This window comes from Actinomyces viscosus, assembly GCF_900637975.1.
Lineage (GTDB): Bacteria > Actinomycetota > Actinomycetes > Actinomycetales > Actinomycetaceae > Actinomyces > Actinomyces viscosus.
Window position 1 is genome coordinate 382985 of the sequence record NZ_LR134477.1, and the last position, 21872, is coordinate 404856.

General features: G+C 69.0%; 17 protein-coding genes. 12 read left to right on the plus strand and 5 right to left on the minus strand.

From position 1 onward, the window contains the following. Positions 1–11 precede the first annotated feature (11 nt). The 4 genes from EL340_RS01745 to EL340_RS01760 form a co-directional block, all read right to left on the minus strand. On the minus strand, positions 12–1406 hold the full coding sequence (locus EL340_RS01745) for an ABC transporter substrate-binding protein (RefSeq protein WP_126413154.1): 1395 nt from the start codon (positions 1404–1406) through the stop codon (positions 12–14). A gap of 8 nt (positions 1407–1414) precedes the next feature. After that, entirely contained in the window at positions 1415–2365 is a 951-nt protein-coding gene (locus EL340_RS01750) for a carbohydrate ABC transporter permease (RefSeq protein WP_126413155.1), read from the minus strand. A gap of 12 nt (positions 2366–2377) precedes the next feature. Continuing rightward, the gene (locus EL340_RS01755) at positions 2378–3289 is read right to left on the minus strand and encodes a carbohydrate ABC transporter permease (RefSeq protein ID WP_126413156.1); all 912 of its coding nucleotides are present in this window, start codon (positions 3287–3289) and stop codon (positions 2378–2380) included. A 128-nt stretch (positions 3290–3417) separates the two neighbouring features. Beyond that, positions 3418–5598, minus strand: coding sequence for an alpha-galactosidase (locus EL340_RS01760; protein WP_126415259.1), 2181 nt, complete (start codon positions 5596–5598; stop codon positions 3418–3420). A 224-nt stretch (positions 5599–5822) separates the two neighbouring features. On the opposite strand from EL340_RS01760, the gene EL340_RS01765 reads away from it, so the two are divergent. The 5 genes from EL340_RS01765 (at position 5823) to gap (ending at position 12283) form a co-directional block, all read left to right on the plus strand. Then, on the plus strand, positions 5823–6968 hold the full coding sequence (locus EL340_RS01765) for an ROK family transcriptional regulator (protein WP_126415260.1): 1146 nt from the start codon (positions 5823–5825) through the stop codon (positions 6966–6968). 160 nt (positions 6969–7128) lie between these two features. After that, positions 7129–8655 carry an NAD(P)/FAD-dependent oxidoreductase gene (locus EL340_RS01770; protein WP_126413157.1) on the plus strand — a complete coding sequence of 509 codons (1527 nt, stop codon included), beginning with the start codon at positions 7129–7131 and terminating at the stop codon, positions 8653–8655. A gap of 114 nt (positions 8656–8769) precedes the next feature. Beyond that, complete coding sequence (miaB, locus tag EL340_RS01775; RefSeq protein WP_126413158.1) at positions 8770–10431, plus strand: tRNA (N6-isopentenyl adenosine(37)-C2)-methylthiotransferase MiaB; 1662 nt, start codon at positions 8770–8772, stop codon at positions 10429–10431. A gap of 221 nt (positions 10432–10652) precedes the next feature. Next, the gene (locus EL340_RS15780) at positions 10653–11228 is read left to right on the plus strand and encodes a TetR/AcrR family transcriptional regulator (RefSeq protein ID WP_331860821.1); all 576 of its coding nucleotides are present in this window, start codon (positions 10653–10655) and stop codon (positions 11226–11228) included. 50 nt (positions 11229–11278) lie between these two features. Further along, positions 11279–12283: a type I glyceraldehyde-3-phosphate dehydrogenase gene (gene gap, locus EL340_RS01785; RefSeq protein WP_126413160.1), complete on the plus strand. Its 1005-nt coding sequence runs from the start codon at positions 11279–11281 to the stop codon at positions 12281–12283. 112 nt (positions 12284–12395) lie between these two features. On the opposite strand, the gene EL340_RS01790 is transcribed toward gap, so the two are convergent. Then, positions 12396–13301 (minus strand): FAD:protein FMN transferase, encoded by a 906-nt coding sequence (locus tag EL340_RS01790; protein WP_232023176.1) that lies wholly within the window; start codon positions 13299–13301, stop codon positions 12396–12398. A gap of 385 nt (positions 13302–13686) precedes the next feature. On the opposite strand from EL340_RS01790, the gene EL340_RS01795 reads away from it, so the two are divergent. From EL340_RS01795 to EL340_RS01825, 7 genes are all read left to right on the plus strand, one after another. Further along, positions 13687–15390, plus strand: coding sequence for an FTR1 family iron permease (locus EL340_RS01795; protein ID WP_232023177.1), 1704 nt, complete (start codon positions 13687–13689; stop codon positions 15388–15390). A 117-nt stretch (positions 15391–15507) separates the two neighbouring features. Beyond that, positions 15508–16122, plus strand: a complete 615-nt coding sequence (locus EL340_RS01800) for an iron transporter (RefSeq protein ID WP_126413163.1) — start codon at positions 15508–15510, stop codon at positions 16120–16122. 178 nt (positions 16123–16300) lie between these two features. Beyond that, positions 16301–17581, plus strand: a complete 1281-nt coding sequence (locus EL340_RS01805) for a DUF2318 domain-containing protein (RefSeq protein ID WP_126413164.1) — start codon at positions 16301–16303, stop codon at positions 17579–17581. Positions 17582–17632: 51 nt separating this feature from the next. After that, positions 17633–18937: an ABC transporter permease gene (locus EL340_RS01810; RefSeq protein ID WP_126413165.1), complete on the plus strand. Its 1305-nt coding sequence runs from the start codon at positions 17633–17635 to the stop codon at positions 18935–18937. Positions 18938–18942: 5 nt separating this feature from the next. Next, positions 18943–20376, plus strand: coding sequence for an ABC transporter permease (locus EL340_RS01815; RefSeq protein ID WP_197722333.1), 1434 nt, complete (start codon positions 18943–18945; stop codon positions 20374–20376). 1 nt (position 20377) lies between these two features. Further along, positions 20378–21202, plus strand: coding sequence for an ABC transporter ATP-binding protein (locus EL340_RS01820; RefSeq protein ID WP_232023178.1), 825 nt, complete (start codon positions 20378–20380; stop codon positions 21200–21202). Continuing rightward, positions 21199–21771, plus strand: coding sequence for an FMN-binding protein (locus EL340_RS01825; RefSeq protein ID WP_126413166.1), 573 nt, complete (start codon positions 21199–21201; stop codon positions 21769–21771). The genes EL340_RS01820 and EL340_RS01825 overlap by 4 nt, the downstream gene beginning before the upstream one ends. Positions 21772–21872 lie beyond the last annotated feature (101 nt).

A 21872-nucleotide genomic window follows, 5' to 3' on the forward strand; every position in this document is an offset into this window, starting at 1 on the left:
TGTCCGGGCTGTCAGCCCTTCTCGTGCTTGGAGGTCTCGAACAGGAGGTTGACCTGCTCGTTGTACTTCGTCAGCGTCGAGGCGGGCACCCGGTTCGCCCACAGGTTGTCCGTTGCCGGCTTCATGATGGCCGCCACGTCCGCGCCGAAGTAGGTCAGCGGGAAGAAGAACGTGGACTTGTCCTCCACGTGCTGGGTGAAGGGCTTGGTGGGAAGTCCCGTCTCCTCGAAGACCTGCACGGCCTTGCCAGTGGAGGAGGAGATGGCCGGGAAGACGATCCCGTGAGAGGCCACGATGTCCTGCGCCTCGGCTGTTCCCAGGAAGGTCACCCACTTGGAGGCGTTGTCGATGTTGGCCGACTGCTTGGAGATCGAGTCGCCCAGCCCGTTGAACAGGGAGACCGACTTCCCGTTGGGACCCACCGGGTTGGCCGCGATGCCGACGTTGACGTCGAGCTTGGCGTAGGTGCCGAACATCCACGAGCCGTTGAAGCACATGGCGATCCTGCCGCTGCCGAGCTGGACGTCGGTGCTGGTGGTGGAGGAGAAGGCTCCGCGCGGAGGCATGTAGCCCTTGTCCACCAGCCCGAAGTACCAGTCCATGGTGTCCTGGAAGACCTTCTCGTCGTAGCGATAGTGGTTCCCCCACGTCTCCTTGTTCGTGTAGAACCAGTCGCCGGCAGAGCCGGTGAAGGGACTCCACTGGGTCTGGCCGTCCCCGGTGCCGGCGTCCTGGATCCCCAGTCCGTAGACGGCCACGCGGCTCTTGTCGAAACCGGGCTCGTCGCCGCGCACGCCGTTCTTGTCCACGGTCAGGCGGGCGAGGATCTTCTCGAAGCTGCCACCGTCGGTTGGGTTCCAGGACCAGTCGGCCAGGTCCGCCTCGGTCAGGCCCGCCTGGGTGAGCATGTCCCGGTTGTAGAAGGCCGCCACAGTGTCCCAGTCCTTGGGGCAGCCGTACTGGTGACCGTCCTCGCCCTTCCACAGGTCGATGAGGCCCTCCTGGAAGGCGGACTCGTCGACGTCGGCCCAGGCGGACTGCTTCTCCAGGGGGACCAGGACCTCCAGGTCCTCGAACTGGGCGAACTTGGAGATGTGGTCGGTGAAGGCGTCCGGGCCGGTTCCGGCGATGAAACCGGCCGTCAGCTTGGTCCAGTAGTCGTCCCAGGCGATCTGGGTGATGTTGACCTTGATGCCGGTCTTGGCCTCGAAGGCCTCGGCACAGGCCTCGTAGGCGGGCAGCTGGCTGGCGTCCCACATCCAGTACTCCACGGTGCCGGACGCGGAGCTCCTGGAGCCCGAGGAGCAGGCGGCCAGGGTCAGGGCGGCCGCCCCCGAGGCCAGGCCGCACAGGAGGCCGCGGCGCGACAGTGAGGGGCGAAGAGGGCTGATCGGTTGAGTCGTCATCTGGTGCCTCACTTGATTCCGGTAAAGCCGATGGAGTTGACGATGCGCCGGGCGAAGGCCATGAACAGCAGGAGCATCGGGAGGGCGGACACGAGGGTGGCGGCCATGAGCCCGGCCCAGTCCGGGCCGGTCTGCGGGGCCTGGGAGCGGAAGACCGCCAGGGCCACCGTGAGCACCCGGGAGGAGTCCGTGTAGGAGACCAGCAGGGGCCAGAAGTAGTCGTTCCAGGCCGTGATGTAGGTCAGGATCGCGAGCGTCGAGATCGGGGCCTTGGCCATGGGCAGGATGAGGGTGAAGAACACCCGCACCTTCGAGGCGCCGTCGAGCAGGGCGGCCTCCTCCAGCTCGCGCGGGATGTTCATGAAGAACTGCTTGAGGAAGAACACCGCGAAGGGCGTCATGAACATGGTCGGCAGGGCCACCCCCAGGAAGGTGTCGATGAGGTGGAGCTGCTTGACCAGCACGAAGTTGGGCAGGAGCGTGAAGATCGAGGGGACCATGAGGGCTCCCAGGAACACCGCGAAGACCGTGTCGCGTCCCCTCCAGCGCAGGCGGGAGAAGGAGTAGGCGGCCATCGCCGAGAAGAAGACCTGACCGACGGTCACCAGGGTGGAGACGATGACGGAGTTGCGCAGGTAGAGCCAGAAGTTGATGGCGGCGCCGCTGCCGCCGTCGGCCAGTGCCTCCTCGGTGGACTGCATGCCGAAGACGCGGGCGAAGCCGCGCAGGTTGATGTCCACCGGCAGCAGGCTGGTGGGGTGGGCGGTGATGCCCGCGTTGGAGGACAGGGCCGTGCGCAGGACCCAGTAGAAGGGCAGCAGCGTGAAGACCATGATGAGGATCATCGCCGCCCAGGCCAGTGCCTTGCCCACGGTGAGCCGGCGGCCGGAGACCTCGGCGGAGCCCGAGGAGGAGCGAGCGGGTGACTTGCCGAAGGATGATGTGGTTGCGGTTGTCATGGGTGGCCCTCCTCAGTCCAGGTCCGTCTCGCCCGCACGGGTCATGCGGTACTGCAGGATCGTGATCGTCGCCAGGACGAGCAGCAGGCCCACTGCCATGGCCGAGGCGTATCCGAACTGGAAGCGTCCGAAGGCCATGTCGTAGATGTAGTACTGCAGGACCCGGGTGGCGTTGACGGGACCGCCCTGGGTGGCCACCGAGACGGTGTCGAAGACCTGGAAGGAACCAATCATCGTCATGATGAGCACCAGGGCCAGGATCGGGCGCAGCAGGGGCACCGTGATCCTCCAGAACATCCGCCACTCGCTGGCCCCGTCCATCTTGCCCGCCTCGTAGACCGTGCTCGGAATCGACTGGAGGCCCGCGAAGATGAGCAGGGCCGTGTAGCCCACGTGCCTCCACACGTTGATGACCGCGATGGTGGGGATGGCCATTGACGAGGAGAAGAAGTCCACGGCTGAGCCGGTCAGGGACTCCAGGAGCTGGTTGGTGATGCCCAGCGTGTTGTCCAGGATCCACAGCCACAGCATGGCGGCGACCACGTTGGAGACCAGGTAGGGCGTCAGCACGATGGAGCGCACGAAGGTGGACTGCGTCAGCCGCTGCATGAGGACGGCGATGAGAAGCGCCAGGATCGTCTGCAGGCCGATGTTGATGACCACGTACTCCACGGTGACCACGACGGCGTTCCAGAAGGTGTCGTCCTGGACCATGCGCTTGTAGTTGTCCAGTCCCGTGAACTCCTCGGGGGTCAGGAGGTTGTACTCGGTGAAGGACAGCCAGATGCCTCGGATGAGGGGCCAGATGTAGAAGGCGACGAGGCCGATCGTCGCCGGGAGGATGAAGGCGAGGCCGAGCCTGAGGTCGGAGCGCGGTCTGCGCTGCCGACGCGATTGTCGCGCGACCAGGGTCGAAGATGACATGGGTTCTCCAAATCGACGGTGATGTGGGAAAGGGGGTGGAGGTGGTTGGAGGTGGACGGACGGTCAGAAGGAGAGAACGAGCGGCGGGGCCTCAGTGCTCCGCCGGCGTCAGAGCTCAAAAGGGAGCGTCAGTCGACGGCGCTCGCGCGCAGCAGGACGAGGTGGTCGGGGTGAAGCACCGGCAGTGCCAGACCCGTGGTGGTCAGGTAGGAGCCGGGCAGGGTGACGCCCTCGGCCATCCATCCCGCCGTGAGGCTCAGCTCGGGATAGGCCGGCGCAGCCAGGCGCACGTGGTACCGGCGCGAGGGGTCCAGCCCGGGCAGCGGGCGCGGCGCCGTGGGCCAGGCCAGGAGCTGGCCCAGTGAGGCGATCTCGAACAGGGCGTCCGAGCCGTCGGGGGCGACAACGCCCTCGATGCGCAGCACGTCGTCGTCGGGCAGGTCCGCGTGGACCGTCACGCCTGAGTGCAGCAGGCCGCGCAGCTCCTTGTGCAGCGCGATGATGGAGGCCAGGCGCTCGCGGGTGGCCTCATCGGCCTCGGTGAGGTCCCACTCCACGCCCATGTGTCCCCACAGGGCGGTACCGGCCCGGAAGTCGAGGTCGAGGTCGCGCAGGGTGGTGTGGGCCCGCCCGGAGCCGACATGGGTGCCCACCAGCTCGGGCGGCAGCAGCAGCGTGGTGCCGCGCTGGATGTTCTGGCGGTCGTGGGCGTCGATGCAGTCCGAGGCCCACACCCGCTGGGTGCGCTCCATGATCCCCAGGTCGATGCGGCCGCCGCCCCCGGCGCAGGACTCGATCTCCAGGTCGGGGAAGCGCTCGTGGAGCGCGTCCAGGAGGCGGTAGAGGGCCAGGGTCTGGTCGTGGACGGCGGCCGCCCCCCGGCGTCCGGCGGTGGGGTCCGCGACCTCGTGCCCCGCGGCCAGCAGAGGGGAGTTGTGGTCCCACTTGAGGTAGGCGATGTCGAGGCGCTCCACGAGGGAGGAGATGGCGTCGAACAGGTACTCCCAGGCCCCGGGGGCGGTCAGGTCCAGGACCCGCTGATGGCGGTGCTCGGGAGCCCCGCCGGCGCCGTCGGACAGGATCCACTCCGGGTGGGACCGGGCCAGCTCGGAGTCGACGTTGATCATCTCCGGCTCGAACCACAGGCCGAACTCCATGCCCAGGGCGTGGACGTGGTCCACGAGCGGCTCCAGGCCGTCGGGCCAGACCTCGGGGGAGACCTGCCAGTCGCCCAGGCCGGAGGTGTCGTCGCGCCGGGAGCCGAACCAGCCGTCGTCCAGGACGTAGCGCTCGATGCCGACACCGGCCGCGGCATCGGCCAGGGCCTTGAGCTTGTCCAGGTCGTGGTCGAAGTAGACGGCCTCCCAGGTGTTGAGCAGTACCGGGCGGGGACGGTTGGGATGGGCCGGGCGTGAGCGCAACCAGGCGTGGCTGCGGTGGGCCAGGGCGTCGAGCCCCTCACCCCAGGAGAAGACGGTCCACGGTGAGGTGTAGGTCTGACCCGGGGCCAGCGAGACCTCTCCCGGCAGGAGCAGCTCTCCGGCGCCCAGGAGCCTGCGGCCCGAGGCGGGGTTCATCGCCAGGTGACGGATGTTGCCGGACCAGGCCGCGTGGACGCCGTGGACGCGCCCGGCGCGCCAGCCGAAGCCGGTGGGGCCGGCGGCCAGCCAGGTGACGGCGTCGTGCCCGGGGCGCCCCTCCCAGGACTCGCGCAGTCGGGTGCCGGGCGTGAAGGGAGTGCGCACGAGCCGGCGCTCCTGGACGTGGTGGCCCGTGGTGTCGAGCAGCTCATCGGCGCTGTCGGGGACGGGCAGCACCGGGGTCAGCTCGCCGACGACGAGGTCGGCGCCGTGATCCCCGTCGGACTCGGGGCGGTCGTCGCGGACCCAGGCGCGCAGGCGCACCAGCCCGGAGGGCTCCAGGCGCAGCTCCGTGCCCAGGGTGAGGTGATGGGCCGGGTCGGTCCCGGTGGAGCGGACCACGTGGGCGGTGCCGGCGGGAGTGTCCTCGGTGCTGGTCTCGTGGCTGAAGGTGGTGGGGTGGGGGGAGAAGGCCGAGCCGTCGGTGCGCGAGAGCGCCACGGAGGGGCGCGCGCTCCAGCCGATGTGAGCCAGGGGCAGGATCGGCAGGTCGTTGGTGATCCAGGCGGTGTTGGTGCCCAGGGAGGTGGCGGCGGCCGGGCCTGCGTCGACCAGGTCCTCGCCGCTGACGTCGCCGAGGTCAGGGCCCCAGTGGCGCACCACTGGAAAACGGTCATCGGGCAGGTCGAGGACCACGGAGGTGTCGGCGCAGCGCAGATGGAGGGTCATCATCGTCCTTCCAGGGAGGGGAGCAGGAACCAAGAGCGATTCCTTGTAAGATGAAAATAATTGATGGCGCCAGATTCCGCAAGGGTTTGCCCTACAGTGTCGGTATAAAGCCGGTACAAACTAGGTACAAAACCGGTACGAAGCGGACGGCGACGGGAGTCGTCCCAGGTCGCGGGCCCTGTGGTCCGACGGGCGGTTGATGACGGCAGGAGCGGGAGCACGTGATGGATGGTGGTGGACGCAGCCTCGGTGCCCGGGCGCTGCTCTCCCTGATCTCTACCGGTCCCTTGAGCCGCGGCGACCTCGGAGAGCGCCTGGGGCTCTCGCCGGCCACGACGACACGCACGGTGCGACCTCTCATCGAGGCCGGCCTCGTTGAGGAGCAGCCCCCGGTGGAGACCGGTGGGCCGGGGCGTCCCACCCGCCTCCTGGCCGTCGTCGCAGGCTCCGCCACCGTCGCGGGCATCAAGCTCACGGCCGACCGCCTCTACGCCGTCCTGACAGACCCGCTGGGGGAGGTCCTGGTCGGTTACGCTCTCCCGCTGAACCGGACCGACGCGGGTTCCGTCACCTCCCTCGTCGCAGAGGTCGTGGCGCGCCTGGCCGAGCGCAGCGGCCGCCGACCGGACGCGATCGGGATCTCCCTGGGGGCGGCCGTCGTCGGGAGACGGACCGTCGTCGTGGCCAGCTTTCTGGGCTGGCGTGACGTCCCCCTGGCCGCCATGGTCACCGAGGCCACCGGGCTGCCCTGCGCCGTGGCCAACGACGTGCGGGCCTTCGCCTACGCCGAGGCCTGGTTCGGGGCCGGGCGAGGCAAGGACCCCTTCGCCCTGGTCACCCTCGGTGCCGGCATCGGCTGCGGGATCGTGATGGGTGGTGAGGTCGTCTCCGGGGCCAGAGGGGCGGCCGGCAGCGTTGGTCACCTTCCGGTGGACCCGGCCGGACCGAGCTGCGAGATCGGGCACCCGGGCTGCGCCCGGGCCCTGGCCTCGACCGCCGGCATCGTGCGTGCGGCCTCCGAGCGTCTGGGGCGCGAGGCGGAGGATCTGAGCCTCCAGCAGCTCCTGGGTCCTGAGCTGCGTCAGGACGCCGGCGTCGACGACGTGCTGCGCCGCGCCGCGCTGGCGGCCGGGAGGGTGGTGGGGACCCTCATCGCCTACATCGACCCTGAGCTCGTCGTCGTCTCCGGGGAGGGGGTCGCCGTGGTGGAGGCCTACCGTGAGACCTTCGAGAAGGAGGTTGACGGTCTGCGGCACTGGGCCGCGGCTGCGGTGCCGGTCCTGCTGCGTCCCTTCGAGTTCGATGAGTGGGCGCGAGGAGCGGCCGCCCTGGCGCTGGAGCAGTGGACGGCGGTGGCGGGCGACCGGTAGGCGCTCCTGGCGGCCATGGGCCGCCTCCGCGCTGACTGTCGCACTGACTGCCGCGCTGACTGTCGACGGGCGCACCGCGGACGTGTACTGTGACGGGAAACATGTCTGGGAACTAGGTCCCACCGTGGTTTTGGACTAAGGGTGCCCTTAGATTGTGCGCATGAGCCGCCGCACCACCATCGCGCTGTCCACCGCCGGGCTTCTTGCCGCCGGCGCTGCACTCGCCCTGGCCGTCCGCCCGACCCGTCCCAGCGTCCCCTCCGCCTCCGCTCCCGACGGCAGGCCCCGTCCGCCGCGCGTCGTCATCGCCGGCGGCGGGTACGTCGGGTTCTGCACCGCCAGGGCTCTGCGGGCCCGTCTGGGAACCGATCAGGTCGAGATCGCCATCATCGACCCGCGCCCCTACATGACCTACCAGCCCTTCCTGCCCGAGGTCGCCGCCGGGTCCATCCAGCCCCGCCACGTCATCGCCTCCCACCGGCGCTCGCTGGCCGGGTGCACGATCATCACCGGCTCCATCACCGGCATCGACCACGCCTTGCGCACGGTGACGATCGCTCCGCCGGTTCCGGGCTCCACCCAGGAGGAGGGCAGGCCCTACCAGATCGGCTACGACCACCTGGTCCTGGCCCTGGGAGCCGAGGCCCGCACCCTGCCGATCCCGGGCCTGGCCGAGCAGGCCCTCGGCTTCAAGCAGGTCGAGGAGGCCCTCGCCCTGCGCAACCGTGTCCTGTCGCGCATCGAGGACGCCGCCTCCACCTGGAGCGCTGAGCGTCGACGCCGGCTGCTCACCTTCGTCTTCGTCGGAGGCGGCTTCGCCGGGGTCGAGGCCATCGCCGAGCTCGAGGACATGGCCCGGGCCCTGGTCGCCACCGTCGACTCCGTGGAGCAGGAGGACGTGCGCTTCATCCTGGTCGAGGGCTCGCGCCGCATCCTGCCCGAGCTGACCGAGGAGCTCTCCGGCTACGGCCTGGAGCAGCTGCGCGAGCGCGGCATCGACGTCCGGCTCAACACCTTCCTCAGCTCCTGCGTCGACGGTCACGTCGTCCTGTCCGACGGCACCGAGTTCGACGCCGACACCATCGTGTGGACCGCCGGTGTCAAGGCCGCCCCCGTCCTGAGCGAGTCGGACCTGCCCGTTGAGGCGCGCGGCCGCGTCACCACCCTGCCCACCCTCCAGGTCGCCCGCGACGGCGTCGTCGTGCCCGGGGCCTGGGCCGCCGGCGACTGCGCCGCCGTCCCCGACGTCACCAGTGAGGACCCGCAGGCCACCTGCGCCCCCACCGCCCAGCACGCCGTGCGACAGGCCGCCATCCTCGCCGACAACCTCGTGGCCACCCTGACCGGTCAGGCCGAAGGCGACGGGCGCGGTGGCCAGGGGCAGCAGCCGCTGGCCGTCTACGCCCACGAGAACCTGGGCACCGTGGCCTCCCTGGGGATCGGCAAGGGCGTGGCCCGCATCATGGGGCAGAACCTGCGCGGCTTCACCGCCTGGACCGCCCACCGCGGCTACCACGTCTACGCCATGCCGACCCTCAACCGGAAGGTGCGCATCATGATGGACTGGTTCGCCGCCGTCGTCTTCCGCCGTGACCTGGCCTCCTTCGGCTCGGTGGCGGCCCCGGGCGCAGCCTTCGCCCAGGCCGCCCGCAATGACGCCAAGATGGCCTCGCGCAAGAAGTCCTGAGATCAGTCCCCTCGGCCCGGGGGAGCGCGGGGCCCGTCCCGGCCGGCGTGCATCTGGTCACGACGGTCCGTCATGACTGGGGCGGGGCCCCGCCGCCACCTACACTGCTCGGCGATGACCACGCTCGCCACCACCGCCCCCGCTATCGACGCCCGCGGCGCCCTGCCTCGCACGTACCACGTGCGCACGCTGGGCTGCCAGATGAACGTCCACGACTCCGAGCACATGGCGGGCCTGCTGGAGGGCGCCGGGTACATGCGCGTTGAGGATGTGCCCGAGGCCGCCGCCCGTGCCACCGACGCCGGTGACGGCGGCGCCGACGTCGTCATCATCAACACCTGCTCCGTGCGAGAGAACGCCGCCACCAGGCTCTTCGGCAACCTGGGCCAGCTCGCCGCCGTCAAGCGCGAGCGACCCGGCATGCAGATCGCCGTGGCCGGATGCCTGGCCCAGCAGATGGGGGAGGGGATCGTCGAGCGGGCTCCCTGGGTCGACGTCGTCTTCGGCACCCACAACCTCGACGTGCTGCCCGCCCTGCTCGAGCGCGCCCGGCACAACTCGGCGGCCGCCGTCGAGCTCGAGGAGTCCCTCAAGGTCTTCCCCTCCACCCTGCCCACCCGCCGTGAGTCCGCCTACGCCGCCTGGGTCTCCATCGCCGTGGGCTGCAACAACACCTGCACCTTCTGCATCGTGCCCTCTTTGCGCGGCAAGCAGCGCGACCGCCGCCCCGGCGAGGTCCTGGCCGAGGTCGAGGCCGTGGCCGCCCAGGGCGCCATCGAGGTGACCCTGCTGGGTCAGAACGTCAACTCCTACGGCGTGGGCTTCGGTGACCGTGGCGCCTTCGCCAAGCTGCTGCGGGCGGCCGGCTCTGTCGAGGGCATCGAGCGCGTGCGCTTCACCAGCCCCCACCCGGCCGCCTTCACCGACGACGTCATCGAGGCGATGGCCGCCACCGAGGCGGTCATGCCGAGCCTTCACATGCCCCTGCAGTCCGGTTCGGACCGGGTGCTGCGAGCCATGCGCCGCTCCTACCGCACCAAGCGATTCCTGGGCATCCTGGACAAGGTCCGCGACGTCATGCCCGAGGCCGCCATCACCACCGACATCATCGTGGGCTTCCCCGGTGAGACCGAGGAGGACTTCCAGGCCACGCTCGACGTCGTCGAGCGGGCCCGCTTCGCCTCGGCCTACACCTTCGAGTACTCACCGCGCCCGGGCACCCCCGCCGCCGACCGTGACGACCAGGTCCCGCTCGAGGTCGTCAAGGACCGCTACCGGCGGCTCGATGAGCTTGTGCGCCGCATCACCCGCGAGGAGAACGAGAGGCAGGAGGGCCGCGTCGTCGAGGTGCTCGTCGCCGAGGGGGAGGGGCGTCGCGACTCGGCCACCGCCCGCATCTCCGGGCGCGCCGCGGACAACCGGCTCGTCCACGTCGCCCTGCCCGAGCACCTGGCCGAGGACGACTACGCCGGCGGGGCCCCGCGTCCCGGTGACATGGTCAGCGTGCGCGTCACCCACGGGGCGCCCCACAACCTCATCGCAGACTCGGCCCGCTGTGGGCGAGCGCTGGATGCGGTCTCGCTGGCCGCCAACGAGGCCCTCAGGCCCGGGGACCGCCTCTGGCTCGACGACGGCCCCGCCCTGTTCCAGGTGCGGCGCACGCGGGCCGGCGACGCCTGGGAGCGCCGCCAGGCCGAGGCCTGTGCCGCGCCCGAGCCCGACACCGCCCCGGTGAGCCTGGGCCTGCCCACCCTGCGTGTGGGGGCCCCTGCCTGACCGGGCTCGGCTCAGAACCTGTACAGACTGCGCTGCGAAGCGACTGAGGGGCGGCGCCGCCCTTGTCAGCTGTACCTAGAGGTATGTACAGTGGTGGTGTGAGGTTCAGAAAGGAGCTGGTCTATTCGGCAGACGTGCTGTTCGGGGTCTCGTCCCGGTGAGGTATGTACAGTTCTGGAGTGGACTCAAGAGAGAAGCTGGTTGAGGCAATGGCCGAGCTGATGTGGGAACGTGGCTACAGTGCCACGAGCCCTCGGGAGGTTCGTGAGCTCTCCGGTGTCGGGCAGGGAAGCATGTACCACTACTTCCCGACCAAACGAGATCTCGGGCTGGCGGCTCTCCGTCGCAACTGTCGGGCTCAGCTCGATTCCTGCAGGACCGTGCTTGAGGACGGTGTTGATGGTGATGAGGACCCGATTGAGGTTCTCGGAGCCTATCTTGACCTCCCTCGTGACCCGCTCAAGGGATGCCGAGTTGGTCGCATGGCCCAGGACAGGGCGGTGGTAGCCGATGAGGGCCTTCGTCAACCGGTTGCCGATGCCTTTAAACGGCTTCACGAGATGCTGGTCGCCGTCATCGACGCGGCTGTATCGCGGGGGCAGCTGCCCCCAGGGGTCGACCCGGACCGCCTGGCCAGCACCATGGTCGCCGTCGTCCAGGGCGGTTACGTCCTGGCCATGGCCCAGCAGGACCGGGCTCCGTATGACGCGGCCTGCCAGGGCGCTCTTGAGCTGCTTCGTGCGGTAACCGGGGAGACAGACCCGGCCCCTGCCGAAGGTCGGTCCGCTTCCTTCTGACCCTCGGTGTCGGTGCTCGCCGGCACCATCACCCGACAAGGAGAAGGAACATGACTATTCGTATTGGTATCAACGGCTTCGGGCGTATCGGACGCACCTACCTGCGCGCCGCCCTGGCCAGCGGGGCGGACGTTGAGGTCGTCGCCGTCAACGACCTCACCGACGCCGGAACGCTGGCCACGCTTCTGGAGTGGGACTCCGTGTCGGGGCACCTCGACGGCGTCGCGACCGACGGCAAGGACCTTGAGGTCGCCGGACGGACCATCAGGGTCCTCTCCGAGCCGGATCCTGCCAGGATTCCCTGGGGCGAGGTCGGGGCTGACGTCGTCATCGAGTCCACCGGACTCTTCGCCGATCGGGACAGGGCCGCTGAGCACCTCAAGGGAGGCGCCAGGAAGGTCATCGTCTCCGCGCCCGCGAAGGGCGATGTTCCCACCTTCGTCCTGGGTGTGAACGATGACCTGCTGGACGTCTCGGCCGCTGACGTGTTCTCCAACGGGTCGTGCACCACGAACTCCCTGGCACCGCTGGCCAAGGTCCTCCATAGCGCCTTCGGGATCGAGAGCGGTCTCATGACGACGATTCACGCCTACACGGGGGATCAGCGGCTCCACGACGCGCCTCATAAGGACCTGCGACGAGCGCGTGCGGCCGCCGCCTCCATCGTTCCCACGTCCTCGGGAGCCGCTCGGGCCATCGGTCTGGTGATCCCCGAGCTCGACGGGCGCCTGACCGGTGCCGCCCTGCGGGTTCCGATCCCGGTCGGCTCGGTGACCGACCTCACCGTGGTCACGTCCCGTCCGACGACGGTCGAGGAGGTCAACGCCGTCTTCCGCGAGGCCGCCGCTCAGGGGCCGCTCGCCGGCTACCTGCAGTACTCCGAGGCTCCGATCGTCTCCCAGGACATCGTCGGCAACCCGCACTCCTCGATCTTCGATGCGCCGTTGACCGAGGTGATCGACGGTCAGGTGAAGGTCTTCGGCTGGTACGACAACGAGTGGGGCTTCTCCAACCGCCTCGTGGAGTTCTCCCAGAGAGTCGGCGAGCAGCTCTGAGCGGCCGGTTGCCCGGCGGGCCCTGACTCCTAGGGGACCTCCGGGCGCCGCTCCTCGGGTCCGGCGACGGTTCCGCCGTCGTCGGACCTGTCAGCGCCCGGGGGCTGCTGGCTCACGCCGTGAAGATCCGGCCGGGAAGGTCGTAGAAGCCTCGGGAGACCGACGCCTGACCCCGGCGCGAGAGGATGGCGCACTCGAAGCGGAAGCTCTGGGCCATGAGAGCCGGATCGGTGCAGAACAGGGCCGTGGCCAGGCCGTCGGCGACGGCGCAGGACCCCGCTACCACCCAGGTCGCCGCCACGTCCTCGACCGGAAGACCGGTGAGGGCGTCAAGGATGTGGTGCAGCCCCTCGCCCCAGGACCGCCGGTGCGGGCTCGAGCCGCACACGGCGCCGTGAGACACCTCCACGGTGCCGATGACGTGACCCTCCCGGCCCGGCTGCTCCAGCCCCACGCGAACCGGCTCCTGGCTGCGGATGAGCAGGTCTCCGGAGCCGTCGACGATGAACTCCTCGACCCCGTGGGACAGGAGGATCTCACCGATCCTGTCGGCCAGAAAGCCCTTGCCCACGGCGCCCACGTCCAGCAGCACCGGATGCGACACGGTGAGCCGGTTGCCGGCGTGCTGGACGACGTCGGCCCAGGCGTCCCGACCGTGCAGCGCCCCGATGCGCTCGGCTGCGCCCTGCCTCACCGTGAAGCTCAGCTCAGGGTCGTAGCCCAGCTCCACCAGGTCGGTCCCGGCCAGGGGGTCGATGCGTCCGCGTGTAGCGCTGTAGAGGCGGTCGTAGAGATCGAGCATGGCCGAGTCGGCGGTGGGGAGCTCCACCGTGATCGGCCCCCGGCCCAGGGCGCCGTCGGCGATGCGACGCACCAGGGAGGACGGGCGAAACCGCGACCAGACGGCCTCAAAGTCCTCCGCATAGCCTCTGATGGCCGCTCTCGCCTCCGGCTGGAGCTGTCGTGGAGTGCGGACCGACCAGCTCGTACCGGTGGCGGGGAAGGACCAGTGCTCCATGGGACGGAGCGTTGAGGAGCCTGGTGAGAGCGGCAAGCACATCGGCCGTTGCTCTCCTTTCTCGACACGTGGAACCGGCCGGTCCATGAATGTAGCGTGAATGTAGCGCCTGTTCCTGTGGTGTCGTGCGTGAAAATATCAGAGCCCTTACAGGACTCGACCTGACGATCTGTCAGAAATGGATCATCGGCTTTGACGATAAGGGTTAGGGGAGCCTAGGCTGAGTAGCAAGGGCGCCGATACCAATGACTGTCATCGGCGTGTTAGCGCAAGCTACGACCATCAGTTCCCAGCTGTGCAAAGGACAACTCGTATGCGCCATTGTCAGGCAGCGCCTCCGCACCAGAACGCCGGCTCGTATGCGGCCCGCGCCGCACTCGCGTTGATGACCATGGTCCTGATCGTCGTTCCTCTCCTGTCCGCCCTGGCCCCGCGGGCTCAGGCGGCCGAGTCCGCCACCGACTACGACACGTGGACCGCCGCCGCTGCTGCCGTCGACAGTGAGCTTCAGGCAGCCGTCACCCAGTACAACAACGGGAACACCTCCGGTGCCGCAGCAGGTGTCCAACGCGCCTACAACACGACCTACGTGGCCTCCAACCTCTCACGTGTCATCACGGACCGCATTGGTGCCCAGAGGACCACGGATCATAAGACGCAGTTCGACTCCTTGAGACAGCTGGCCTACGCCGCCGGCAACGGGGAGTCCCTGTCCAACCAGGCCACGTCGCTTTCCGCGGACATCGCCGCCGACGCCACCCAGCTCGACGGCATGGCCGATCTTCCCGGTCCTCGTGACTACGCCGCCCAGCAGGCGGCGACCACGGCCACCGAACGCGCCCAGCTCGACGCCAAGAAGACCAATGTCAACGAGGGGCGCGGTGAGCGCAGCTGGGCCCAGGTCGCCTCCGAGATGAATGGTCTCATCGACCAGGCCATCAAGAAGACGCAGTCCGGCGACGGGCAGGGCGGGGCTGAGCTGGTCAACAAGGCCTACTACGGCTACTACGAGAAGCTCGGTTTTGAGAAGACCGTCATGGCGGTCATCTCCGGTGACCGTGTCTCCGAGGTGGAGAACCAGTTCAAGGTGGTTCGCAAGGCCATGATCGCGAAGGACTCGAGCGCGACGACGCAGGCCGAGCACCTCAAGGACATGATCACCCAGGACGCCGGCACCCTTGATGCCAGTGGGGGCAAGGTGAATCCGGTGCGGGCCTTCTTCACCGGATCCTTCGGCCAGGCCTTCCTCATCCTGCTGCGCGAGGGACTCGAGGCGATCCTCGTGGTCGCCGCCGTCATCGCCTACCTCATCAAGGCGGGTCTCAAGGACAGGGTCAGGCTGGTCTACCTGGGGCTCGTCCTGGGACTGGTCGCCTCGGGCATCGTCGCGGTCCTGTTCGCCGTGCTCTTCAACTCCGCCTCCTCCCACCAGGAGATCCTCGAGGGGGTCGTGGCGCTCACGGCCATGGTGATGCTTCTGTTCACCTCCAACTGGATGCTCTCGAAGTCCTCGGTGAGCTCCTGGAACGCCTACATCAAGGACAAGACCGAGGCCTCCGTGTCCAACGGGGGCGTGTGGGCCCTGGCCTCCCTGTCCTTCCTGGCGGTCTTCCGCGAGGGCGCCGAGACGGTGATGTTCTACCAGGCCCTGCTTACCATGGACCGCTCCGGCGGGGCCTCCATCTGGCAGGGATTCGCGGCCGGGATGGTGGTTCTGGTGGTGGTCTTCCTGGTCATCCGCTACACCAGCGTCAGGATCCCGCTGCGCCCCTTCTTCGCGATCACCAGCGTGCTCATGGCGATCCTGGTGGTCATCTTCGCCGGCGGCGGTCTCCACGCACTCATTGAGGGCGACGTCGTCTCGGGCACCTACGTGGCGGGCTGGCCCACCTACGACTTCCTGGGCATCTATCCCTACCGCGAGACGCTCGTGTTCCAGGTGCTGATCGCCGTCATCGTCGTCGTTCTCGGGATCATCTCCACCGTGAGGCGACGCCGGGCCGAGCAGGAGCGCCGGCTGACCCAGGAGGCCGACGCCGTGAGCCATGAGCCGGCTGAGGAGGTAGCCGAAGACTCCAGTGCCGAGTGACCTCCCTGAAAGGGCGCATGGATATCGCCGTTGATATCCCCGCCGACATCATCTCCGTAACCCGCAACACCGCAACCACATCGCTGCTCAGCAGCCGCAACACAGCAAAGGAATCCCATGCGTACACTCAAGATCGCCAGCGCCATCGGAGCAATCGTCCTGGCCGGCACCCTGGGGCTGACCGCCTGCTCCTCCAGTGGTGGCTCCGACTCCAAGGCCTCTTCCACCGCCTCGGCCGCCGACGACGCCAAGGGCAAGGGCTTCGAGGAGTACCCCGTCGGTGAGGACAAGGAGGCCGAGAAGCAGATCAACGTCTCGGTGGTCTACTTCCAGCCCATCGACATGGAGCCCCAGGGAATGGGGCTCAAGGCCGCTGACTCCTCCTTCCACCTCGAGGCCGACGTCACCGGGCTCGAGGGCAACACCCTGGGATACGGCAAGGGGGACTTCGTTCCCGGGCTGACCATCGACTACTCCATCACCAACAAGGACACCGGTCAGGAGGCCACCAGCGGGACCTTCATGCAGATGAACGCCTCTGACGGCCCCCACTACGGCGCCAACATCGCCCTGCCGGACGCCGGCAACTACCAGCTCACGCTCAAGATCCACAGCCCTGCCGAGAACGGCTGGATGCTCCACGTCGACAAGGAGACCGGCGTTGAAGGTCGCTTCTGGACGACCCCCATCGAGCTGAGCTGGGACTGGCAGTACACTCCCCAGGAGTGGTGACGGCTGACACGCACGCACGGGCCGACGACGTGGTCGGTGCGCCTCGCGTCGCCCATCCGCAACGTGATCGGGCCAGGATGCCGAGTCCTGATCCCGAGTCCTGATCGCGTCGGGCGACACGGGGCCGCCGACCGTCGTCGGCCCCGTGAATGACTCAAGGAAGAAGGAGCTCAGCGACATGCTGGAACGGTTCGTCTCCGTGGTCGGGGGCATGGCCATGCCTTTCCTGCTCCTCGCCGCGCTGGCGGTGAGTCTCACGCCGCAGATCGTCAACGGATGGCCCAGAGCCAGTCGTGCCAGGTTCGCCGCAACCGGCGTCGGGCTGGCCGGTGCGGGGGTCTTCGCCACGCTTCGAGCCACTGCCTTCCTGACCTCGCGCACCGCGGTCAACCTGCCCGCCGCGAGCGCCCTGGTGGTCGCCGACGTCCTGCTGCTCATGGTGCTGGCCGTGCTGGTGGTCAGACCCGCCTGGGGCTACGAGGGACGATTCTCACCGGTGGCCAACACGGTGGCCTGCCTGGTTCTGGCACTGGCCTTCTTCCGGGCGACCCCGGACACCATTCTCCAGCTCTCCGCCTTCATCGCCCCCGGGGAGGCCACCTTCTCCTCCGAGATGCTCCTGCGCGTGCTCGGCTTTCTGGGAGGGTGGTGCGCTGTGGCCGTGCTGGCCTTCATCTACGTGCGCGCCTGCAAGGGGCTCCCGCGGCGCGTCACCAACCTGGCGGTGCTCGGTTTCACCGTCGTCATGACCGGGGCCGACATCCTGACCCTGATGCGCCTGCTGCACGCCACGCACCGCATCGTGCTGCCCCTGGAGGCGTTCCGTCTGGTGGTGTGGGCGACCAACAACATGCAGACCATGATCCTGTTCCTCGCCGCCGCGGTCTTCCTGGTCCCCCTGGCCGGGCTGTTCGTCACCAGCCTGCGGCGTCTGCCGGACCAGCCCAACCCGGCCGTCCTGCGCTCCCGCAGGGCCGATCGACGTCGCAGCCGCCGGTGGGTGCTGGCCTCCGCGCTCGGCTTCAGTGCGCTGGTCCTGACCCGCACCGTCGCCCTGGCCAAGGTCAACGAGGTGCCTCAGCTCTCCGAGCCCGAGCCCTACACCCTCGACCAGGGCGCCGGGCTCGCCCGGGTTCCGCTGTCGGGCCTGGCCGACGGCCACCTTCACCGCTACGCCTACGCCGGCTCTGAGGGGACCGAGGTGCGGTTCATCGCGATCCTCAAGAACGGCGGGGCCTACGGAGTGGGGCTGGACGCCTGCGAGAACTGCGGGCCGTCGGGCTACTACGAGAAGGACGGCAAGGTCATCTGCAAACGCTGCGACGTCGCCATCAACCCGGCCACCATCGGGTTCAAGGGAGGATGCAACCCGATCCCGGTGGACTTCGAGGTCGACGGCGGGGACCTGACCATCGCCACGACCCTGCTGGAGGACTCCGTGAAGGTGTTCAAGCGGTGAGCCCCATCCGCCCGTCATCCGTCCGCCCCAAGCACGGAAAGGAGTCCTGAGATGTTCTTCATCCGGCTGCTTCGCCGTTCCTTCCTGCGCCAGCTGCGCCGCCGCTCACTGATCGCCCTGACCGTGGCTCTGTGCGCCTCCATCTCCGTGTCCATGCTCGGCGTCGTCCTCGACGTGGGCGACAAGCTCAACGCCGAGCTGACCAACTACGGCTCCAACATCGTGGTCCAGCCCCGCGCCGGCGCCGTGGTCGACAACCTCTACGAGACGAGCAAGGACAAGGAGGCGGCCTCCTTCCTCGACGAGAAGGAGGTCACCAACATCAAGACGATCTTCTGGGCCTACAACATCGTCGACCTCACCCCCAGGCTGTCGGGTGCCGTCAAGGTCAAGGGCTCCGGCAGCGGTCAGGGGGGCTCGGAGGGGACCGACGTCCTGGCCGCCGGCGCCTGGTTCAACAAGGACGTCAAGCTCTCCACCGGGGAGTCCACCACCCTGGGGGTGTCCACCATGCGCTCGTGGTGGAAGATGGAGGGCTCCTGGCCCGCCGACGACGCCGCCGAGGCGGTGGTCGGCACCAAGCTGGCGAAGCGCCTGGGCGTCTCCCGGGGGGACACGATCACGGTCACCGGGCCCCAGGGCGAGGAGAGCCTCACCGTCACCGGGATCTACACCTCCGGGGACAAGGACGACCAGACCTTCTACGCGCCGCTGGCCGGCATCCAGCAGGTCACCGGGCACGAGGGCCAGGTCGACGAGATCGAGGTCAAGGCACTGACCACCCCCGAGAACGACCTGTCCCGCAAGGCCGCCGCCAACCCGGCGGCCCTGTCCACCGCCGAGTGGGAGACCTGGTACTGCACGGCCTACGCCTCCTCCATCTCCTACCAGATCGAGGAGGTCGTCACCGGCGCCGTGGCCAAGCCGGTCCGTCAGGTCGCCGCGGTGGAGGGCAACGTGCTGTCCAAGACGCAGGTCCTCATGATCCTCATGACCGCGCTGAGCCTGGTGGCCGCGGCTCTGGCCGTGGCCTCCCTGACCACCGCCTCCCTGGTGGAGCGCACCGGCGAGTTCGCCCTCCTCAAGGCGGTGGGGGCCTCGTCGGCCTCCATCAACCGGCTCATCCTGGCCGAGAGCGCCGTGATCGGGGTGATCGGGCTGGCCATCGGGGCCGCGGTGGGCTCCGGGCTGGCCCAGCTCATCGGCAGAGTCGTCTTCCACTCCGGCATCACCATGCGTCCCATGGTCTACGTGCTGGTCGCCGTCCTCGTCTCCGCGGTCCTGCTGGCCGCAACCGCCTCGTCCATGCGCTCGATCCTCAGGATCCAGCCGGCCATCGCCCTGCACCGGAGGTGAGGCAGGTGCCCAAGGAGTCCCCCCGCCGAGGCGGCAGGTCCATGACGAACCGCCGCATGTTCCTCACGATGCTGGCCGGTGCCACGTTCCGGCGCCGGAGCCGGGCCCTGGCCGCCGTGCTCTCCTCCACCGTGGGAGCCGCGACGCTGTTCTGCCTGGCCGCGGTCTGCCTGGCGGTACCGGCCCAGATGACCGCCCAGATGCGTCAGTTCGGTGCCAACCTCATCGTCGTACCCGTCTCGGCCGAGGCGACCACCCCTCGCATCACCGAGCAGTCGGCCCAGGCCGCCGTCCGGGCCGCCGCCCAGGCCGCCGGCACCGAGACGGGCCGGCTGCGGCAGGCCGACTACCGCTACGAGACGGTCCGTATCAACCGCTCGCCCTACCTGCTCGCCGGCATCAACGTCGACGACGTGCGCCGCCTCAACGGGCACTGGTCGCTGGAGGGGTCATGGCCGAGCCAGGGGCAGGTCCTGGTGGGCAAGGACGTCGCCGAGGCCGCCTCCCTCAAGGTGGGCTCAACCGTCACCGCCGAGTACCTCTCCAGCGACAACCTCTCCCTGGACAACTCCCACCAGAACGCCACCTCCGGTGCCGGCGCCTCCACCACCGGCACGGGCGAGGGCGCTGATCACACCGGCGGCTCCGGCCAATCCGGTCATTCCGGTCATTCCGGCCACGGCGGGCACTCCGGGCACGGTGGGCAGGCCGACTCCACGGGCTCCGCCGGTCAGGCGGGCGGCTCCGGAAGCTCAGGCGGGTCCGGCGACCCGGCAGTCACCGAGAGCGCTCAGGGCACCGCCCAGTGGCAGGTTGCCGGAATCGTCGACACCGGGGGCCAGGAGGACGACATCGTCTACGCGACCTCGGCCGACGTCGACCAGCTCACCGGGACGTCATCGGTCGGCTACGACGTCGTCGAGATGTCCGTCGACACCTCGTCGACGACGATGGACGACGTGGTCGCCGCCGTGGAGTCCTCCGGTGGTGGCCAGCTCCAGGCCGAGCCCGTCTCGAAGATCACCTCCGGCGACACCCGGATCATCACGATGCTCAACACCCTGTTCTGGGTGGTCTCCGCCGTCGTCCTGGGACTGACGCTGGTTGGCGTGTCCACCACCATGACCGTCATCGTCTCGGAGAGGCGCAACGAGATCGGCCTGCGCAAGGCCCTGGGGGCCTCGGGACGCTCCATCGCCGCCGAGTTCTACTCCGAGGCCGCCGTCCTGGGAGCCATCGGCGGCGTACTGGGCACCGCCGTCGGGTACGGTCTGGCCGTCGCCGTGTGCCGCGGCGTGTTCGAGACCACCCTGCCGTTCAACTGGCCGCTCGCGATCGCCTCGGTGGCGCTGACGTCGGTGGTGGCCGTGGCGGCCTCCTACTCCCCGGTGCGTCGAGCCTCGCGCATCGATCCCGCTCTCGTCCTCAGGGAGGAATGACATGCTGCTCGAGCTGTCCCACGTGTCCAAGATCTACGGCGAGCTGCACGCCCTGGACGACCTCAGCCTGGAGGTGCCACGCGGCCAGTGGCTCTCCGTGGTCGGATCCTCGGGATCGGGCAAGACCACGCTGATGAACATCATCGGCTGCATGGACACCCCCACGAAGGGGTCGGTCAAGCTGGACGGCCGTGAGCTGGGCAGCCTCAACGCCGCCCAGCTCACCGACATCCGCAAGAACGTCATCGGCCTGGTCTTCCAGCAGTTCCACCTCATCGGTCACCTCACCGCGGTGGAGAACGTCATGGTGGCCCAGTACTACCACTCGATGACCGATGAGAAGGAGGCGCTCGAGGCGCTGGAGAACGTGGGGCTGGCCGACCGCGCCCACCACCTGCCCTCCCAGCTCTCCGGAGGCGAGCAGCAGCGCGTGTGCATCGCCCGGGCCCTCATCAACCACCCCGAGATCGTCCTGGCGGACGAGCCCACCGGGAACCTGGACGAGACCAACGAGCAGCTGGTCCTGGACATCTTCTCGCGCCTGCACCAGCAGGGGACCACGCTCATCGTCGTCACCCACGACTCCCACGTCGCCTCCTGCGGGCAGCGCCAGATCCTGCTCAACCACGGCCGCCTCGTGGGGGAGAAGCTGTCCGACGGCGGTCAGGGCCCTCGCACCAGCACCATGCTCGACTTCGACGAGGGCTCATCGGGGACTGATGACAGCGGTGCGGCCGGTACTGACACCACTGATGAGACCACTGAGACCACGAGCACGCAGAGCCCCGATGCCGCCAACGCACCCGAGCCGAAGGAGCAGCAGTGAGCCCCCAGACGCCTTCACGTCCGCGACACCATGACGGTGGTGGCCGGGCCGGTAGCCGGGCCCTGGCCGTGGCCGGGGTGCTTCTGGCCTCCACCGGCCCGCTGACCGGCTGCGGGGGAGGGGACGTGACCCCCTCCCAGGGCGACTACGCCGGGCGCGAGCAGACCGCCAACCCGACCGCCGGGCCCTCCAGCAGATCCACCGGCCCCGCCTCCGCTCCCGTCGCCTCCCCGACCGCCGGGCCCTACGCGGACGGGACCTTCTCGGCCTCCGAGGCGTACGGGCCCGTGGACGACCTCATCGAGGACGACTCCCTCGACGTCAGCCTCACCCTGTCCGGCGGGGTCATCACGGGCGTCACCGTCACCGGTCACGCCTCGACCGACACCTCCAAGGAGCACATCCAGAACTTCGTCGACGCGATCAACGGGGCCGTCGTCGGCCACAGCATCGAGGACGCCCACGTCCAGGCCCTGGCCGGAGCCTCCAAGACCTCGAACGCCTTCAACGACGCCGTCGACGCCATCGCCGAGCAGTCCCGGGCCTCGGCGACGCAACCGGTCTCCTGAAGGACGATCAGCAGCCCGCCGGCCGGTCGGCATTGCGCTGACGGTGGAGCGGACCGGGCTGCGGTGGGGAGCAGGCCGCTCGCCCCGCTAGGCTGGGAAGC

Excerpts from the sequence above, each read along its gene's own strand:
- EL340_RS01805 (WP_126413164.1), top strand. The coding sequence starts at position 16,301 with ATGCTGGAACGGTTCGTCTCCGTGGTCGGGGGCATGGCCATGCCTTTC.
- EL340_RS01820 (WP_232023178.1), top strand. The coding sequence starts at position 20,378 with ATGCTGCTCGAGCTGTCCCACGTGTCCAAGATCTACGGCGAGCTGCAC.
- EL340_RS01790 (WP_232023176.1), bottom strand. The coding sequence starts at position 13,301 with ATGGAGCACTGGTCCTTCCCCGCCACCGGTACGAGCTGGTCGGTCCGC.
- EL340_RS01795 (WP_232023177.1), top strand. The coding sequence starts at position 13,687 with ATGACCATGGTCCTGATCGTCGTTCCTCTCCTGTCCGCCCTGGCCCCG.
- EL340_RS01755 (WP_126413156.1), bottom strand. The coding sequence starts at position 3,289 with ATGTCATCTTCGACCCTGGTCGCGCGACAATCGCGTCGGCAGCGCAGA.
- EL340_RS01750 (WP_126413155.1), bottom strand. The coding sequence starts at position 2,365 with ATGACAACCGCAACCACATCATCCTTCGGCAAGTCACCCGCTCGCTCC.
- gap (WP_126413160.1), top strand. The coding sequence starts at position 11,279 with ATGACTATTCGTATTGGTATCAACGGCTTCGGGCGTATCGGACGCACC.
- EL340_RS15780 (WP_331860821.1), top strand. The coding sequence starts at position 10,653 with ATGTGGGAACGTGGCTACAGTGCCACGAGCCCTCGGGAGGTTCGTGAG.
- EL340_RS01770 (WP_126413157.1), top strand. The coding sequence starts at position 7,129 with ATGAGCCGCCGCACCACCATCGCGCTGTCCACCGCCGGGCTTCTTGCC.
- EL340_RS01745 (WP_126413154.1), bottom strand. The coding sequence starts at position 1,406 with ATGACGACTCAACCGATCAGCCCTCTTCGCCCCTCACTGTCGCGCCGC.
- miaB (WP_126413158.1), top strand. The coding sequence starts at position 8,770 with ATGACCACGCTCGCCACCACCGCCCCCGCTATCGACGCCCGCGGCGCC.
- EL340_RS01760 (WP_126415259.1), bottom strand. The coding sequence starts at position 5,598 with ATGACCCTCCATCTGCGCTGCGCCGACACCTCCGTGGTCCTCGACCTG.
- EL340_RS01765 (WP_126415260.1), top strand. The coding sequence starts at position 5,823 with ATGGATGGTGGTGGACGCAGCCTCGGTGCCCGGGCGCTGCTCTCCCTG.
- EL340_RS01800 (WP_126413163.1), top strand. The coding sequence starts at position 15,508 with ATGCGTACACTCAAGATCGCCAGCGCCATCGGAGCAATCGTCCTGGCC.
- EL340_RS01810 (WP_126413165.1), top strand. The coding sequence starts at position 17,633 with ATGTTCTTCATCCGGCTGCTTCGCCGTTCCTTCCTGCGCCAGCTGCGC.